At 62.9% G+C, this 15495-nt stretch carries 13 protein-coding genes and 1 pseudogene; 6 read left to right on the forward strand and 8 right to left on the reverse strand.

The annotated features are described in order from the left end of the window. Positions 1-60: 60 nt before the first annotated feature. The gene (locus tag NKI50_RS04715; RefSeq protein WP_352715536.1) at positions 61-1128 is read right to left on the reverse strand and encodes an SH3 domain-containing protein; all 1068 of its coding nucleotides are present in this window, start codon (positions 1126-1128) and stop codon (positions 61-63) included. Between the two features lie 85 nt (positions 1129-1213). Between NKI50_RS04715 and NKI50_RS04720 the strand changes: the two genes are divergently transcribed. After that, positions 1214-3625, forward strand: coding sequence for a DNA/RNA non-specific endonuclease (locus tag NKI50_RS04720; protein ID WP_352715538.1), 2412 nt, complete (start codon positions 1214-1216; stop codon positions 3623-3625). Positions 3626-3704: 79 nt separating this feature from the next. Here the strand turns inward: NKI50_RS04720 and NKI50_RS04725 are convergent, their stop codons facing one another. Continuing rightward, positions 3705-4451: a metallophosphoesterase family protein gene (locus NKI50_RS04725; RefSeq protein WP_352592410.1), complete on the reverse strand. Its 747-nt coding sequence runs from the start codon at positions 4449-4451 to the stop codon at positions 3705-3707. Positions 4452-4541: 90 nt separating this feature from the next. After that, a complete protein-coding gene (locus NKI50_RS04730; RefSeq protein ID WP_023719360.1) occupies positions 4542-4898 on the reverse strand; it encodes an ArsR/SmtB family transcription factor in 357 nt (118 codons plus the stop codon). Positions 4899-5080: 182 nt separating this feature from the next. On the opposite strand from NKI50_RS04730, the gene NKI50_RS04735 reads away from it, so the two are divergent. After that, a complete protein-coding gene (locus NKI50_RS04735) occupies positions 5081-6259 on the forward strand; it encodes an MFS transporter (protein ID WP_352639949.1) in 1179 nt (392 codons plus the stop codon). 38 nt (positions 6260-6297) lie between these two features. Here the strand turns inward: NKI50_RS04735 and NKI50_RS04740 are convergent, their stop codons facing one another. Further along, the gene (locus NKI50_RS04740; RefSeq protein WP_352639948.1) at positions 6298-6756 is read right to left on the reverse strand and encodes a MarR family winged helix-turn-helix transcriptional regulator; all 459 of its coding nucleotides are present in this window, start codon (positions 6754-6756) and stop codon (positions 6298-6300) included. A 196-nt stretch (positions 6757-6952) separates the two neighbouring features. Between NKI50_RS04740 and NKI50_RS04745 the strand changes: the two genes are divergently transcribed. Then, the gene (locus tag NKI50_RS04745; RefSeq protein WP_352639947.1) at positions 6953-7744 is read left to right on the forward strand and encodes an SDR family NAD(P)-dependent oxidoreductase; all 792 of its coding nucleotides are present in this window, start codon (positions 6953-6955) and stop codon (positions 7742-7744) included. 11 nt (positions 7745-7755) lie between these two features. Here the strand turns inward: NKI50_RS04745 and NKI50_RS04750 are convergent, their stop codons facing one another. Next, on the reverse strand, positions 7756-8355 hold the full coding sequence (locus NKI50_RS04750) for a LysE family translocator (RefSeq protein ID WP_352639946.1): 600 nt from the start codon (positions 8353-8355) through the stop codon (positions 7756-7758). Positions 8356-8447: 92 nt separating this feature from the next. Here NKI50_RS04750 and NKI50_RS04755 point away from each other — a divergent pair, with 92 nt between their 5' ends. Beyond that, positions 8448-9317: a LysR family transcriptional regulator gene (locus NKI50_RS04755; RefSeq protein ID WP_352715543.1), complete on the forward strand. Its 870-nt coding sequence runs from the start codon at positions 8448-8450 to the stop codon at positions 9315-9317. Positions 9318-9372: 55 nt separating this feature from the next. Here NKI50_RS04755 and NKI50_RS04760 read toward each other — a convergent pair. Then, positions 9373-10022: pseudogene (locus NKI50_RS04760) on the reverse strand (dihydrofolate reductase family protein). 148 nt (positions 10023-10170) lie between these two features. Next, a complete protein-coding gene (locus NKI50_RS04765) occupies positions 10171-11538 on the reverse strand; it encodes an Nramp family divalent metal transporter (RefSeq protein ID WP_352639944.1) in 1368 nt (455 codons plus the stop codon). A 236-nt stretch (positions 11539-11774) separates the two neighbouring features. Here NKI50_RS04765 and mntR point away from each other — a divergent pair, with 236 nt between their 5' ends. After that, complete coding sequence (gene mntR, locus NKI50_RS04770; protein ID WP_023678308.1) at positions 11775-12230, forward strand: manganese-binding transcriptional regulator MntR; 456 nt, start codon at positions 11775-11777, stop codon at positions 12228-12230. A 34-nt stretch (positions 12231-12264) separates the two neighbouring features. On the opposite strand, the gene NKI50_RS04775 is transcribed toward mntR, so the two are convergent. Next, positions 12265-13929 carry a hypothetical protein gene (locus tag NKI50_RS04775; protein WP_352715547.1) on the reverse strand — a complete coding sequence of 555 codons (1665 nt, stop codon included), beginning with the start codon at positions 13927-13929 and terminating at the stop codon, positions 12265-12267. Positions 13930-14519: 590 nt separating this feature from the next. On the opposite strand from NKI50_RS04775, the gene ypfJ reads away from it, so the two are divergent. Next, on the forward strand, positions 14520-15440 hold the full coding sequence (gene ypfJ, locus NKI50_RS04780; protein ID WP_023719351.1) for a KPN_02809 family neutral zinc metallopeptidase: 921 nt from the start codon (positions 14520-14522) through the stop codon (positions 15438-15440). Positions 15441-15495 lie beyond the last annotated feature (55 nt).

The following is a 15495-nucleotide window of genomic DNA, read 5'->3' on the forward strand; positions in this document are numbered from 1 at the left end:
AGGGCAGTAGGGCAGTAGGGCAGAGGTTCGAGCGCCCTTTAAACATATTGCCCTACTGCCCTACTGCCTTATTCCCTTACCACTATCCCCCAACGCCAAAACATCCGTGATCTCGAAACGTTCGGAAACGCCGACGCGGATCATGTTCAGGCTGCCCTCGCGGGTGAAGCGGAATTCGCCGGGCCCGTTTGAGCCGGCCGGCTTGCCGGCCTTGAAGCTGATGATGCGCGTGCCGCCATCGGGCCATGTCACGGTCACGTCGGTCTTGTCGCCGGTGCGCACGCCCGCCGCCTTGCAGTTGGTCATCGGCTGGCCGAGATAGCGCGCGCAAGGGATGGCGTTGCCAGCACCAGGGACCGGTGTCCCCGGCGGCTGAAGCCGCGCAACGGTCTGTGCGTCGGGCGGAGGCGCCGCGTTGGCCGCGCCGAAATTTTGGACGGGACCCATTGCCGCGGGCGCCGATCCATCAACCTGTCCGGTCGAGGGGTTTCCAGCGGCCAGGGCCAGGCGGTAAGCATCCTCGATCGCCACCCTGCCGATTGCGTCAGCGGAGTTCAGCTCCGTTTCGGGAGCGGTCGCGCCGAGGCGCGTTGTCAGATCGGGCAGCGGTTGAGAGGCAGGGCTCTCCGTATTGGCCGCCGCCTGGGGTGTCACTTGCTGGGGATTGATAGGGTCGAGGTAGCGCGCGGGCGCCCATCCGCTCAGCTTGGGGTCGTCAATGTCTTCAACCTTGCACCACCGATGGCCGCTGACGTCGCCGCAGCCGAGATTTTTGACGCTCGAACCAATCGGCAGCCGCGCCTCGATCTTGCCCATCGCCGATGCCGTGGCGCGCACGTTCAGGAGATCACCCGGAGCGAGACCAGTCACAATCGAGACGATGGGCTCCGGCTCCTGGGCACTGGCCGGCGGGCCCGCCAACATCAGCGGAGCGGCAATCAGCGCAAGCAGCGGGGATCGGAGTGTTATTGTGCGCCTAATCATCTGCCATGGGCGGTAGGTTGCATTGCCGAAGGCGCGGCCAGGCACGGAAACGCCATCGCACGCCAGCCGGTTTTTATAGGCGACGAGGCGGCGCTGCGTAAGCCCGAAAATGAGTAAGGTGCCGCGTGTTGAATCGCGGAGCAAGCCACTTTCGTGAACTAAAAGCCGGCAAAATATTGCACATTTCATGTAAATATGCACTCTCTCAAGTAAGGTTGAGGAGGGCAATATGGTCGACCTTGAAATATTGGCGCAGGTGGAAAACATAGTTCGCCAGCGTGTCAAGAAAACGCGCGCCGAGATTGAGGCTTCACTTGGTCACATCGCCAACGGTAATCCGCTGGCCGCCGAACAGACCCTCTCCAGGCGGCTCGACAGGTTGCAGGTAAAGGCGTCGCTCAGCCGCACCGAAGCGGAGATGATATCGGCAGCGATCGACATGAGGTCTGCCGGTGAAAGAAAGGCCGCCGCCAAGCAGCCGGGGCCGGAGGCAATTCTCGGCCCAACGCTCGACTTCATCGGGATCGCATTCCTCGAGCGTGGGCGTCGTGCTGCCGATGCGGTCGGCCGCGTTGCCTTTCTCAACGGCAATCCACAAGGATCGGGTTTCCTGGTCGGGCCAAGGCTGTTCCTCACAAACAACCATGTGATTTCGTCGCCGGCGGATTCCCGGCGCTTCCAGGTCCAGTTCGATTATGAGCAGGACGGTGCGAATGCCGTGCGTACGCCGACGACGTTCCTGTTCGATCCTGAATCCTGTTTCGTGACCGATAGCATAGAGGGTCTGGACTATACGCTGATCGGGGTCGGTGAGCGGCGCTCCGGCCCAAAGGAACTGGGGGAGTTCGGTTTTATCTCGCTGTCGGATGCGCGCGACAAGCATATGCTTGGCGAAATCGCCAACATCGTTCAGCACCCCGATGGCCGCTTCAAGGAACTGGTGCTGCGTGAAAACCGGCTGGTGGCCCGCGACGAAACGGTTCAAGTGCTGCACTATGTTGCCGATACCGAACAGGGTTCCTCCGGTTCACCGGTTTTCAACAACGAATGGGAGCCTATTGCCCTGCACCATTGGGCCGGCCCGTTCCACGAGGTGACGGGCATAGGTGGCTATGCGCTTGCGCGCGAGATCAACGAAGGCATACGGATCAGCGCCATCGTTGACGATCTCGGCGCTAGAAAGTCCAGGCTGCCGGGCTCCTCGGCATCGGCGGTTTCGCAAGCTCTGGCGATTTGGGCCGGCACGCCGCGCATGATGGACGAAACAGTTCGGCTGAACGCCGACATTCGCGAAGATGTGCCGGACAAGCCGGTGCAGCGGCCGGAACCGGATGACAATCCACCGGCGACGAGACACAACGCCGATGGCTCGGTCACCTGGACTTTTCCCGTCGAGATAAATGTCCGGGCGCCCTTGATCGACCGCGACGGAGGCGATGCAAGACGAAACGACGGCAAAGGCCCGGCAAGCGAACCCGCGAAGGTGGCCATCGCCGAGGCCGCGGGTTGGAAAACGGAGGATTTCGACGATCGTGGAGGGTATGAACCCGGCTTCATACCAGGCTTTGTCCTGCCAATGCCGACGGTTGCCAATTCACCCTACCGGTTGGCCAAAAACCTCCTTGCCAAACCGGGCGAGGACCCACACGAATTGCGCTATCATCATTTTTCGATCTTGATGAACGCCGATCGCAGGCTTGCCTTCGTCACCGCCTGCAATATCGATGGATCCCGCACCAAGGCGGTCAATCGTGAGGACAAGACCGTCATCGACAACCCGTCGCTTGTCCAATTGGGGGTAGAGTCGATTTCCGGTTCGGAAGCCAGCGACGCTTTCCGGCCCGACCGTCGCATCGACCCTGGCGAGCAGATGACCCACGAATTCTATTCGAGCCAGAATGTGCCTGGATTTCCCGAGCCAAAGTCCAAGGAACGAATAGCTCGAATGTTCCAGAAGGGCCATATTACGCTTCGCGGCGACCCTGCATGGGGAGTGGATCAGGAGGCGGTCGCGGCAGAACGGGACACGTTCTTCTATCCCAATGCTGCGCCGCAAGTCGGCTTTTTCAATCAGGGAAGCTCGCTTGACCATCCCGGCTCCAAGGGGAAACTGAGATGGCGCGCGGTGGAAACCTATGTGCTGCGCAACGCCTATACGATGCGAGGCCGTGTCACGGTGTTTGCAGGCCCAGTGTTCCGCGAGGACGATCCTCCTTACCGCTTCGACACCCATATTCCGCTCAAGTTCTGGAAGATCGCGCTGTGGTCCGATCAAACTGGCCTGCGCGCCATCGCGCTGCTGGCGGACCAGAAGCCGGTTTTGGAAGTGATGCCCGAAGCGTTCGGTGGGCGTGCCGAGGCATTCGACGACCCGCTTGAAATTGCCAGGGTATCGGAGTTCCTTTCGACGGTGGCCGAGATTGAACGGCTGACCGGCCTGAACTTTGGCCAGCAGGTGCGCGCCGCCGACATTCGGGCCGGCTCCGAATCGGTTCCGGCACAGACTTTCAACCCAAAGCAACTGGCGCCCAGTGCGTCACGGCCAAAGGCTTCATCGCCCAAGACTTCGGCGGCCAAGACTTCGGCGGCCAGCACCCGACGTCCTGCCAGGCGATCGAAGCGATCCGCGTCCGACAAGTGAAGATGGACCGGTCGCGGCCATTGAGGCTGCTTGCCTGCCGCTCGAAGGCGGTCATCCGTTCAGCCTGGCATGAGCAAGCTCAGCCCGGCATGAAGCCGGTGCGCAGCGCGTGAGCCCATTCCGGCCGTCCCGCCTGATCGGCCTGACGCGCTGCCGCCTCATGGTCGTAATCGACGGCGATGGCCTCGAAGCGATCGGGATGCAGGTCGACGATGCCATAGCGGGCGTGCGGCGAGCCTTGTTGGGAGACATGCGCCGGCGGCGTGTCGTCGTGATAGGCCGGGCAGCCGATGCTGCCTGGATTGAAAATGACCGGACCGCCGGGAATGCGGACCAGCTCGCTGCGGTGGCTGTGACCGCAAAGCATGATGCGGCAGGCGGGATCGATCGCGCCGAGTCGCCGTTCGATGGCGGCCAGTGGGGCGCGCACCAGCCGGCCGTCGACTATCGCGTCAGCCAGGTATTTTTCATCGTGGTCGGGCCGGGCATGGAAGGCGAGCACGCCAGGCGCCACCTCCAGCGTGACGGGCAGCGCGAACAGCGCCTCGCGCTGGGCTGCCGCCAGCCGTTCATGCGCGTAGCGGTCGGAAGGCCACATGGTCTCGTCGGCGGTGTCGTAGGCAACGCGGCGGTCGTGGTTGCCGCGCACCGTCGGCAGCTCGAGCGCCTCGAGCCGCTCCATGGTCTCGCGCGGCCACAGCGGGCCGGAAACGCAATCGCCGAGATTGACGATGAGGTCGGCGCCGCCGCGTCGCCGCAGATCATCGAGCACGGCGTCGAGCGCCAGGACATTGCCGTGGATGTCGGCGAGGACGGCAATGCGCATGGCAGGCTCCGTTTGTTGGAATGGCTGGAGGACAATTATCTTCCTCACCTCGCGAAGCGGGCGAGAGCGGAATGCAGCTTCGGGGTCGCTCTAGGCGCGGACTTCGATCTCATGGCCGCCGACCGCCGGCAACGATGCATCGTCGCCGGCCGCGGCAATCACGCTGTCGAGCAGGCCCGGGAAGCGGCGGTCGAGATCGTCACGGCGCAGCGTGATCAGCCGGCTGGTGCCAACCGCCTCGGTGCGGGTAACGCCGGCCTCACGCAGCTTGGCCAAATGGTAGCTCAGATTGGTCTTCGAGCAGAGGTCGAGGAACCGGCTGCAATTCAGCGGCACGCCCTCCTTGCTCGCGAGATAGCGCACGATGGCCAGTCGCGTCGGGTCGCCGAGCACGGCAAGCACGTTCGGCAGGCTGATCTGGTCGGCGGTGGGATGGGGCAAGGTCATGACCAGGAATTAAGCACATTCGGGGCCGATTTCAACGCATCTGATCCTTCGCGGTTCTGGTGGTATTCGGGCCTGTCCTGACACAGGGCTGTCAGTAGGGTTCGATTAGTCTGCACAAGCTCATTGACATCATGCCCTGTTATGTCCAATTGTTCAATAACCTTTGAACTAAGGAAATTGCCATGGATAAGCGCCTCATCTGGCTTGCGCTCGGATCATTCACGATTTCGACCGAAGGTTTCGTCATCTCCAGCCTTTTGCCCGACATTGCAAAGGATGCCGCCATCTCCGTTCCGCTCGCCGGCACGCTGATCACGGCGTTTGCGCTCGCCTATGCGATCGGCACGCCGATCCTGGCAACGCTGACTGGCGAATGGGACCGGCGCCGCGTCATCCTGTGGACGCTGGTGTTCTTCGTGTTGGGCAACGTCGCCGCGGCGCTGAGTTCCTCCTTCGAATTGCTGTTGATCGCGCGCATCGTCATGGCGCTGTCGTCAGGCCTGTTCGCGGCGACCGCGCAGGGAACGGCCGTTGCGCTTGTCGACGATCATCACCGCGCCCGCGCCATTGCCGTGGTCGTCGGCGGCACCACGGTTGCGGTGGCGGTCGGCGCGCCGCTTGGCGCGCTTGTTGCGACGGTTGCCGGCTGGCGCGGCACCTTCTTTGCCATTGCCGGCCTTGGCGCGCTCGCCGGCGCGATCCTGTGGTACCGGCTGCCGCGCGGCATCGTCGGCACCAGGCTGCCGCTCCGGATGCGATTGGCAGCGGCACTTCGCCCCGGCGTCATGCCCATCCTGGTGACGACGATCCTGGCACTGATCGGCGCCTTCACTGTCTTTGCCTTTGTCGCGCCGCTCGCCATCGAAGGCGGCGGCCTGAGCCCGATCGCGCTACCCGGAATGCTGCTCGCCTTCGGCGTCGGCGCGGTCATCGGCAATATCGGCGGTGGGCAGGCCGCCGACCGTTTCGGCGCGACGCGCACCGTCTGCTGGTCGCTGGCGCTGAGTGCCGCCATGCTGGTCACGTTTTCGCTGATCCCGATATTCCTGCCACGCGAGATCGCCGGGCCGGCACTGATGGCCATGATGGTGCCGTGGGGCATCGTCGGCTGGGCATTCCCGCCGGCGCAAGCCAGCCGCATCATCAAGCTGGCGCCCGATGCCGCGCCCATCGTGCTGTCGCTGAACGCTTCGGCACTCTATCTCGGCGTCGCACTGGGTGCCGTGGTCGGCGCCGCGGTGCTGCGCTATGGCGCACCGGCCGACCTCGGCGTGGTCGCGGCGGCATTCCCGATCATTGGTTTGGGCGTGGTGCTGGCGGGCTACCTGGCGGCGCGACCGGTGGCGATGCCGGCCGAATAAGGCTTGTTAGCAAAGCTTGGCTGCCGGCCGCCGACAATTCAAGTCGCGGCCGGCGGTGCGTCAAAATCCAGCGCGGCGATTTCGTCCAGTGCCACTCGCAGGCTTGCCGCCTGCTCTTTTCCAAACATCTCCTCGAAGCGCTGCTGGGCGACTTGCCACAGCTTCAGGGCTTCTTCGAGCTTGGTCCGGCCCTGCGGCGTCAGCCTGACGCGCCTGATGCGGCGGTCGGCAGGGTCGGCGAAGGCCTCGACATAACCGTCCCGGATCAGCGGCTTCAGCGTATGACCGAGGGCCGACAGATCCATGACGAGGGCCGCGGCAATCGCACCCATCGTCGGTTCATTGCCGACGTGGATTTGATAGAGCAGGCCCTGCTGCGTGGCCTTAATGCCCGAGGGTGCGAGCACATCGTCATAGAACTGGCCGAGTTTCCGCGTCGCGCGGCGCAGCATGGCGTTGTTGCAAAACACCAGGCCGGGCAGGGTGGTTCGGGACATTGGCGGATTTCCGATGAGGGGACCGGGAGGGACCCTCGATGCGAACCAGAAATAGTCCTTGCTCCGCGGATTGACAAGATGGTGGCATATGCCTACGTACGGATAGTGGCATATGCCTTTAATTAGCCTGCCGGTCGAAGCAAGGGTGTTGCCCCGCGGCACCGGCATTTGGAATCGAACCAGAAGGAACAAGACAATGAGCGAACAGAACAAAGGCACGGCGGTCGTCACCGGTGCCTCGTCGGGCATCGGCGCGATCTATGCCGACCGGCTCGCCGGCCAAGGGTATGATCTGGTGCTGGTGGCGCGGCGCGCCGACCGGCTGGAGGAATTGGCGGAGAGGCTCCGCTACGCGTATGGCATCAAGGTCAGCGTGATCAGCGCCGACTTGGCCGACGACGGCGATCTGCGACGGGTCGAACAGGCGATATCAACCGACGACAGCGTGACGCTGCTGGTCAACAATGCCGGCCTTGGCGGCGCGCCGGTGGTGGCAACGGCCGACGCCGATGTGGCCGAGCGCATGATCAAGGTCAATGTCGTGGCTTTGACTCGTTTGACCCGCGCGGTCCTGCCGGAGCTGCTGGCGCGCAACCGCGGCGCCATCGTCAACATCGCCTCGGTGCTGGCTTTCGATACCTCGTTCGGCGGCATCTACAGCGGCACCAAGGCCTATGTCGTCAACTTCACCGAGGCCCTGCAGCAGGAAGTCGCCGATAGCAAGGTCGCCATACAGGTCGTGCTGCCGGGGGCTACGCGGACCGAGTTCTGGGAAGTCGCCGGAAGCGATATTGCCAATGTGCCCCAAGAGATTGTCATGACTGCGGACGATCTGGTCGATGCCGCGCTTGCCGGCCTGGCCAAGGGTGAAGCGTTCACGGCACCGGGTCTTGCCGACGTTGCCGGGGTGGATGCCTTTCTTGGCGTCCAACAAGGCTTCTTCGGTAGCCTGCTGGCCGGCAAGCCGGCGGCACGCTACGCTGCCTGAAATAACTGGTCTTACGCTGTCCGCCACATCGGAATGATCGAGGCGGCCAGCAGCAAGCCAAGCACGGCGTTGAGGATGCGCCACTGCCGCTCGGTTCGCAGCAACCGGGCGAGCAGCGTGCCGGCCACGCACCACGCCGCCAGCGATAGGGCCGCGGCAAGACCGAAGACCGTGCCGAGCAGCAAGGCGAGCTGCAGCGGCCCGTTGGCGAGCGCGGCAAAAGATGCCGCCGCTCCCAGCCCCATGGCCCAGCCCTTTGGGTTCATCCATTGCAGGCCGGCGCCACCCAAAAAGCTGTTCGGCTTTGCCATGGCCACGTCCAGATTGGGCGGGCCGCTGCGGCCGATCTTGAGGGCAAGCCATACCAGATAGAGGGTGCCGGCTATTTTCATTGCCAGTTGCAAAGAAGGGGCGGCGGCCAGCAGACCGGCGAGCCCGGCAGCACCTGCCGCAGCCACCGTGGCCAGGCCGGCCGCACTTCCGGCCATCAGCGGGATAGAGCGGCGAAAGCCGAACTGCGCGCCGGACGCCGTCGACAAGGTCGTGGCCATGCCGGGCGTTGAGGTTGAGACCAGCGCGAACAGGACGAGGGGAAGGACAGTTTCAAGCATGCTGCTTCCTTTGAAGCCTGCACGGTAGGTCTTTTGGCTCATCAGTAAATGCAATGTTTGCAATGGTTGCTATTAAGAAGCATAATAGTCAGATGGCTCGCAATCTCGATACCGCCTTGATCCGAACCTTCGTCACCGTTGCGGATAAGGCCAGCATGACGGCAGCGGCCAACGCGCTGCATGTGACCCAAGGCGCCGTCAGCCAACATATCAAGCGCTTGGAAGAGGTTCTTGGCTGCAGCCTGTTCGAGCGCGACCGGCGTGGATTGCGGTTGACCCGCTCTGGCGAGCGACTGCTCGGCAAGGGCAAGCGCCTGCTTTCCCTCAATGACGAGATCTTGGCGGAGATGGCGGGCGATGCGGTTGCCGGTCAGGTGCGGCTTGGCGTGCCGTATGACCTTGTCGGCACCTTGCTTGCGCCGGTGCTCAAGGCCTATGCCGAGGCGTATCCGCAGGTCGAGATTTCGCTGATCTGTGCTTCGTCGCCGGAGTTGGCTGCGGCCTTGGCGGCCGGCACGATAGAGCTCGCGGTGGTCGAGGAGGCGATCGGTCGGTCGACCGGCGAATGCCTTGTTGTCGACCGGCTGGTTTGGGTCGGCGCCAAAGGCGGCGGGGCTCGCAGCAAGCGCCCGTTGCCGGTTTCGATGGTGGCCGAGACCTGCGCGTTCCGCCCGGTGGTGCTGGAGGCGCTTAACGAGCACGGGCTGGAATGGCGCACCGTATTCGAAAACGGCACCATCGACGCGACGACGGCGACGGTGCGTTCGGACTTGGCCGTCACCACCTGGTTGGCGTCGACCGTGCCTGCCGACCTCGATATTTTGGCCAACGATCCGGAACTGCCGTCGCTGCCGAATTTTTCGATCAATCTGCATTTGCCGAAGCACGGCCTTGCGCCGGCTGCACTGGCGTTCGCGGGCCACCTCCGCGATGGGTTGGCACGACGACGGGAGGCGGCTTAGAAAACAGCAAAAAGGACGGCCAGTGTTCAGCCGTCCTTGATCGCCTCGGCAGCCTCTATTTCCAGTTCTTGCGCCGCTTGATCTCGGCTTCGGACGGCTGCTCCGTGGCAAAGGACCCGGTCTTGATCTCGCCGGAGCGTTCATAGCTCGCCATGAGGACGCCGGTGGTCGATGCCTGCGAACGGGTCAGCTTGAAGGCGGCGGGTATGGTGCCGCTGCCGAACAGTTTTTTGCCCTTGCCCAGCACCAGCGGGAAAATCAGCAGGCTGATCTCGTCGATCAGGTCATTGGCGAGCAAGGTCTGGATCAGTTCGCTCGATCCCTGAATGAGCAGGTCCGGGCCGTCCTCCTGCTTCATCCGGCGCAATGTCGCCACGACGTCGCTGCCGAGCGGCTGGCTGTTTTGCCAGGACAGCGTATCTGGCCTGTGCGTCGCCACATATTTGGTGACGGCGTTGAAGCTGTCGGCGATCGGGTCATTCTTCTGATAAGGCCAGTGGGCGGCGAAGATATCGTAGGTCTTCCGAGCAGCAGCACGAACGGTTTTGAAAACGTCTCGCCCATGGCGGCGCCCATCACATCGTCCCAGTAGTGGAACGTCCAGCCGCCGAACTTGAAGCCGCCGACCGGGTCCTCTTGCGGGCCGCCGGGCGCTTGCATGACGCCGTCGAGGCTGACGAATGTTGCGGCGATGATCTTCCTCATTGGAGCTCCTTCCCTGATCCGTGCCGTCATGGCCGGACTTCGAGCCAAGGACGAGCGAACGGACATTTGTCCGACAGCGGCCGGCAAATTTCCAGGGCTGGAAGGGCGGATGACTGCCGACCTCGTTGCGTCAGTTTGGAGCAGACGCTCAGCCTAAACCGACGACCGTATCGTAGAGCAGCTTGAAGTTGAGCACCAGGATGAGGGCGGCAACCACCCAGGCCAGCACGGCGACGGCGCGGGAAATGGCGAAATTGCCCATTTTGCGCTTGTCCGAGACGAATTGCACCAGCGGGACGACCGCGAAGGGAAGCTGCATCGACAGGACCACCTGGCTGAAGACCAGCAACTGGCCGGTGCCCTTCTCGCCATAGAGGGCGGTGACGACCACCACCGGGATGATGGCGATGCCGCGCGTCAGCAGGCGGCGCGCCCATTGCGGGATGCGCAGCCGCAAGAAGCCTTCCATCACGATCTGGCCGGCCAGCGTCGCCGTCACCGTCGAGTTCAGGCCGGAGGCAAGCAGCGCCACGGCAAACAGAATGGAAGCAATGCCGAGGCCGAGTAGCGGCGACAGAAGCTCGAAGGCCTGGCCGATCTCGGCGACGTCATGATGACCGGTGCCGTGGAACGCCACCGCCGACACGATCAGGATGGAAGCATTGACGAACAGCGCCAGTATCAGCGCGATGGTCGAGTCGGTCGTCGCCCATTTGATGGCGTCGCGCTTGCCGCGATCGGTGCGCTCGTAGGCGCGGGTCTGCACGATCGAGGAGTGCAGATAGAGATTGTGCGGCATCACCGTGGCGCCGATGATGCCGATGGCAATGTAAAGCATCGCCGGATTGGTGACGATCTCGGACGACGGCACGAACATGGCGTGCAGGATGGAGCCGACCGGCGGCGCGGCGGCGAAGATCTGAATGGCGAAGCAGCCGAAGATGATAATCAAAAGCGCTATGATGAAGGCCTCGAGGAAACGGAAGCCCTTGTTCATCAGCAACAACAGCAGGAAGGCATCGAGCGCGGTGATGATGGCGCCGCCGATCAGCGGAATCCCGAACAGCAGTTGCAAGGCGATCGCCGTGCCAATGACCTCGGCCAGGTCGCAGGCGATGATGGCCAGTTCGCAAGCGACCCACAGCATGAAATTGACCGGCCGCGGGTAATAGGCGCGGCACGCCTGCGCAAGGTCACGGCCGGTGGCGATGCCGAGCCGGGCGGCGAGCGCCTGCAGCAGGATCGCCATCAGGTTCGACAACATGATGATGAATAGCAGCGTGTAACCGAACTGGGCACCACCGGCGAGGTCGGTCGCCCAATTGCCCGGATCCATGTAGCCGACCGAAACCATGTAGCCCGGCCCCACGAAGGCGAACAGCCGGCGAAGCCATATCCCCGAGTGCGGCACCGCGATCGTTGCGTTGACTTCGCGAAGGCTGGGCTGCTCGTCGTCTTCCGGGCGGGCAAATCGCCACATGGATCGGGGGGCTGAGGTGGCTTCGGCTTCCGACATGAAATGGCTTTCCACTGGAACGATCGATGTTGTCTCCTTATCTATGCCACGGCTGAACATTATGCAATATGCTATATTTCATTGTTCGTGCTTTTTCGTATGGCCGCTTGACGGTGCGACCGGAACGGCAGTGAACGCCGGTTGCGCCGGCCACCGAATGGAAATAAACGGCCAGAACCAATAGGGTTCCGTGTTATGACTGCAATGCCGATTCAAACTGCCGGGAGGAGCGCGTATTGGCGCTGAAGAAAAGACCGGTTCCTCGCGAAAAGCCGCTGCCTGACGCAGAAATCCACTCGGAAGGCTTCCGGCAGACGCGTGAAGCGCGCCGCAGCGCGCTGGTCGAGGATTATGTCGAGCTCATCGCCGACCTGATCGAGGACGGCAACGAGGCGCGCCAGGTCGACATCGCGGCACGGCTCGGCGTCGCCCAGCCGACGGTGGCAAAAATGCTCACGCGGCTGTGCGCCGACGGGCTGGTCTCTCGGAAACCCTATCGCGGCGTGTTCCTGACCGATGCCGGCCGCAAGGTTGCGGAAGAGAGCCGCATTCGCCACCAGACGGTCGAGGCTTTCCTGCGCTCGCTCGGCGTCAGCGCCGAGACGGCGCGGATCGACGCCGAAGGCATCGAGCACCATGTCAGCGCCGAGACGCTCGAAGCCTTTCGCAAGGCAATAATCGCCGCCCGCTGATTGATCGAAGCGATATGCAGTGCGACTGACCTGCTCACTCGTTCGTATCCTGCACCCAGTTGCGCGGGTGACCATCGACGCGAAACTGGAAGATGAAATAGGGTGGGATGCAAGTGCCCTTGCCGGGCTTTGCTTCCGGCAGATCGTCAAAACCGGCGGTGCAGATATAGTCCTCGCGGCAGGGATGGGCCTTGTCGCAAGCACGCAGGCCAGCGGTCTTGGTGAATTCCCTGGTGCAGAATTTGTGGTCCTTGCCGGAGCCTATGCAGTCGTTGAAGCCGGTCTTGGCGAGGCGGCCGCAGCTTGCCTCGTCGGGCAGCTTTTCGCAGGTCGCCTTGCGCAGCATGCCGCCGGGAAAGCCGCCAGTCTTCTGCTCGGGATTATCGTAACGCTGGCGCGCCGCGCCATAGCCGGCGAGCTTTATCGGCGGTTTTCTATCCCTGGCCGGGTCGATGGCGCAGGCCTTCGCGGTTGCCGGTGACAGACGGCAATATTGGTCGTTGCCCCATTTCGACATCCTGATCTCGCCGAACTCCACCGGATCGCCAACCGCGGTGCCGGCCTCGCTGACGCAGGTACCAAAGCCCGGATGGATGGCGCTCTCGTGGACCCCGGCGCAACGCAGGCCTTCGTCGCAGGTCCAGTCTGCGAAACTTGGGTCGGTGCCGCGATAGCAGATCGAGCCCCATCCATTGTAGAGATCGGTGCCTTTCAGCGCTTCGGCGTATTTTGCCTCCGGACGGCCGGCAAAGCCGCGGCTGAAATCCGGGTGTCTGCCAGCGGCGAACGACTCGACAATGGCGCGGCGGCGCGGCAGGTCGGCAAAAAACACAGCCGAGCCCGGCACGAACACCGCGTTGCGGCGCGGTTCGCTGGCCGGGTCGGCGCCGGTGTAATGGAACCCGGCGATGCCGTGCGTCTGGTGACAGCCGGTGCAGGTCATCTCGTTGAGGCGCAGATTGAAGCCGGCCACCGATTTGACGGTGCGAAGCGTATTGCCCTTTGCGACATAGTCCTTGAGCGCTTTGTCGATAGCATCGTCGTCGAGCAGCCCAAAAGCCAAATTGTTTTGCGACCGGCTCATACCGCCGGGTGCCACCGAAACCGCGGTGGTCGCGAGGAATTTTTCGTCGATCACCAGGCGGCCACGGTCGAGATCATAGATGTTGCGGTCGGTGAGCAGCCATCTTTCGAAGGTTTGCCTGTCGGCCAGCACCAGCTTGCGGTCGATCTGGTTCTCCATTTTCGCTTCCTGGAAAATGGCTTTGGCTGGGTCCCACTTGAATACCTTCAACAGATACTCGGCGTGGCCGCCGAAATCGCGCCGGCTCGAAGCCGATAGGCGCACGACCTGCATGTTGAGCTCGAGCCGCATGATCTGCGAAGAATTCAACATCGCACTGGAAAGCGGGCCTTCTTCCGAGCGCAGCCAGACCGCCAGTTGATCCGGCTCCAGATTCTTCTGCCCGGCGACAAGCCAGCGCTTCGCCACGTCCGCGCAGGAACCGTTAGCCGAGCGCGGACGGTCCTTCGAGGCGCGAGTCTGTGCCGAAGCCGGTATGGCGTTGAAGACCAGGCTCAGGGTCAGCGGCAGGCGCGACGAGATGCGTTGCCCAGGCTTCTCCTCGACCGAATAGTGGAAGCGGTAGATCAGCCTGATCTCGCCGCATTCGGTGTGGCCGAGATAGCCGCGATCCATGCGATTGACGATGCCGGTCAGGTCCAGCGTCGAACCGTCGTCGTCGATGTATTTCGGATTGAACTTCTGGGTGATGTCTTTTCGAGTTTGCCAGAGCGGCTACATAGGAGTCGGGGCTGTTCCTTGGTTCGTCTACGATCTGCTGTTTGACGGCGTTGCGGACCGGGCTCAGCGCGCGCACCGAAAACAGCCCGCGATTGTCGACGTCGCGTGTCAGTCCGAGCGCTGGCCCAAGCAGACGGCTGATCGATAGCCCGCCGCGCTCGAGCGCCTGCAAGGTCTCGGGATCGGTGATTGCGACACTGGAATCGAGAGTGACGGCGCTGGCCGGCGCGGGGCCTAGGCAAGACAATGCCGCAAACAGCAACAGAACCCGCCCGATCATCCGCAAGCGCCCCCTCGCTTCCACAGCCACGGTGGATGCTACAGACCTTGCGACGTCTAAGCCAGAGCAGACCCGCGTCAGCCGGCATTGCTTGTTAGCGCGAAAAATACTGTGACTTGGCGTAACCATTGGGATAATTGTTTGCTGGGTTGGAACCGGCCAGGACATCGGCGGGTTGATTGCAAACATGCATCACGGGGTTGCCATGCTCTGGAAGGGCCGTCGTCAGAGTGACAATGTCGAGGACGAGCGCGGCCAGAGCGGCGGGCTTGGCGGCGGGCCGGGGCAGTTTCGCATCCCGATCGGAGGTCGCGCCGGCGGCGGCGGCATGTCGGGCATCATCATCGTAGGATTGATTTTCCTGGCAGGGTGGTATTTCGGCTTCGACCCGAGTCAGATCCTCGATAACAGCGGCTTGCAGCCCGGCGGCGGCGGCCAGATCACCGACAATAGCGGCGAGCAAGGCGGCGGTACCGGTGCGCCGGCCTCCGACGAGATGAAGCAGTTCGTGTCGACCGTGCTGGCCGAGACCGAGGATACCTGGACTGGTATTTTCCAGTCCGAGGGCCTGACCTATCAAGATCCAAAACTGGTCCTGTTCAGCGGCCAGATTCGCTCCGCCTGCGGTTCTGCCTCGTCAGCGGCCGGACCATTCTACTGTCCCAACGATCGCAAGGTCTATCTCGACACCACCTTCTTCCAGCAACTCGATCAGCAGTTCGGTGCCTCGGGCGATTTCGCACAGGCCTATGTTATCGCGCATGAGGTTGGCCATCACGTGCAGAACCTCGTCGGCATCCTGCCCAAATTCAACCAGATGCGGCAGAATATGAGCGAGGCCGACGCCAACCACATGTCGGTGCAGGTCGAGCTGCAGGCCGACTGCTTTGCCGGCATCTGGGCACATTTCACCGGCCAGAAGGGCATTTTGGAACAGGGCGACATGGCGGAGGCATTGAACGCCGCAAAGCAGATCGGCGACGACACGCTGCAGAAGAAGATGCAGGGCTACGTCGTGCCGGAAAGCTTCAACCACGGCACGTCGCAGCAGCGGCAGGCCTGGCTGGCGCGAGGCTTCCAGAACGGCAAGCTTTCGGACTGCGACACGTTCAACAATCCGATCTGAGCCGACGGTTTTCTCGCGAATCCGAGAGACTGGATAGCAGTCAGGGGATGTCAGG

Source organism: Mesorhizobium sp. M0563 (assembly GCF_040321065.1).
In the GTDB taxonomy this organism is placed as follows: Bacteria; Pseudomonadota; Alphaproteobacteria; order Rhizobiales; family Rhizobiaceae; genus Mesorhizobium.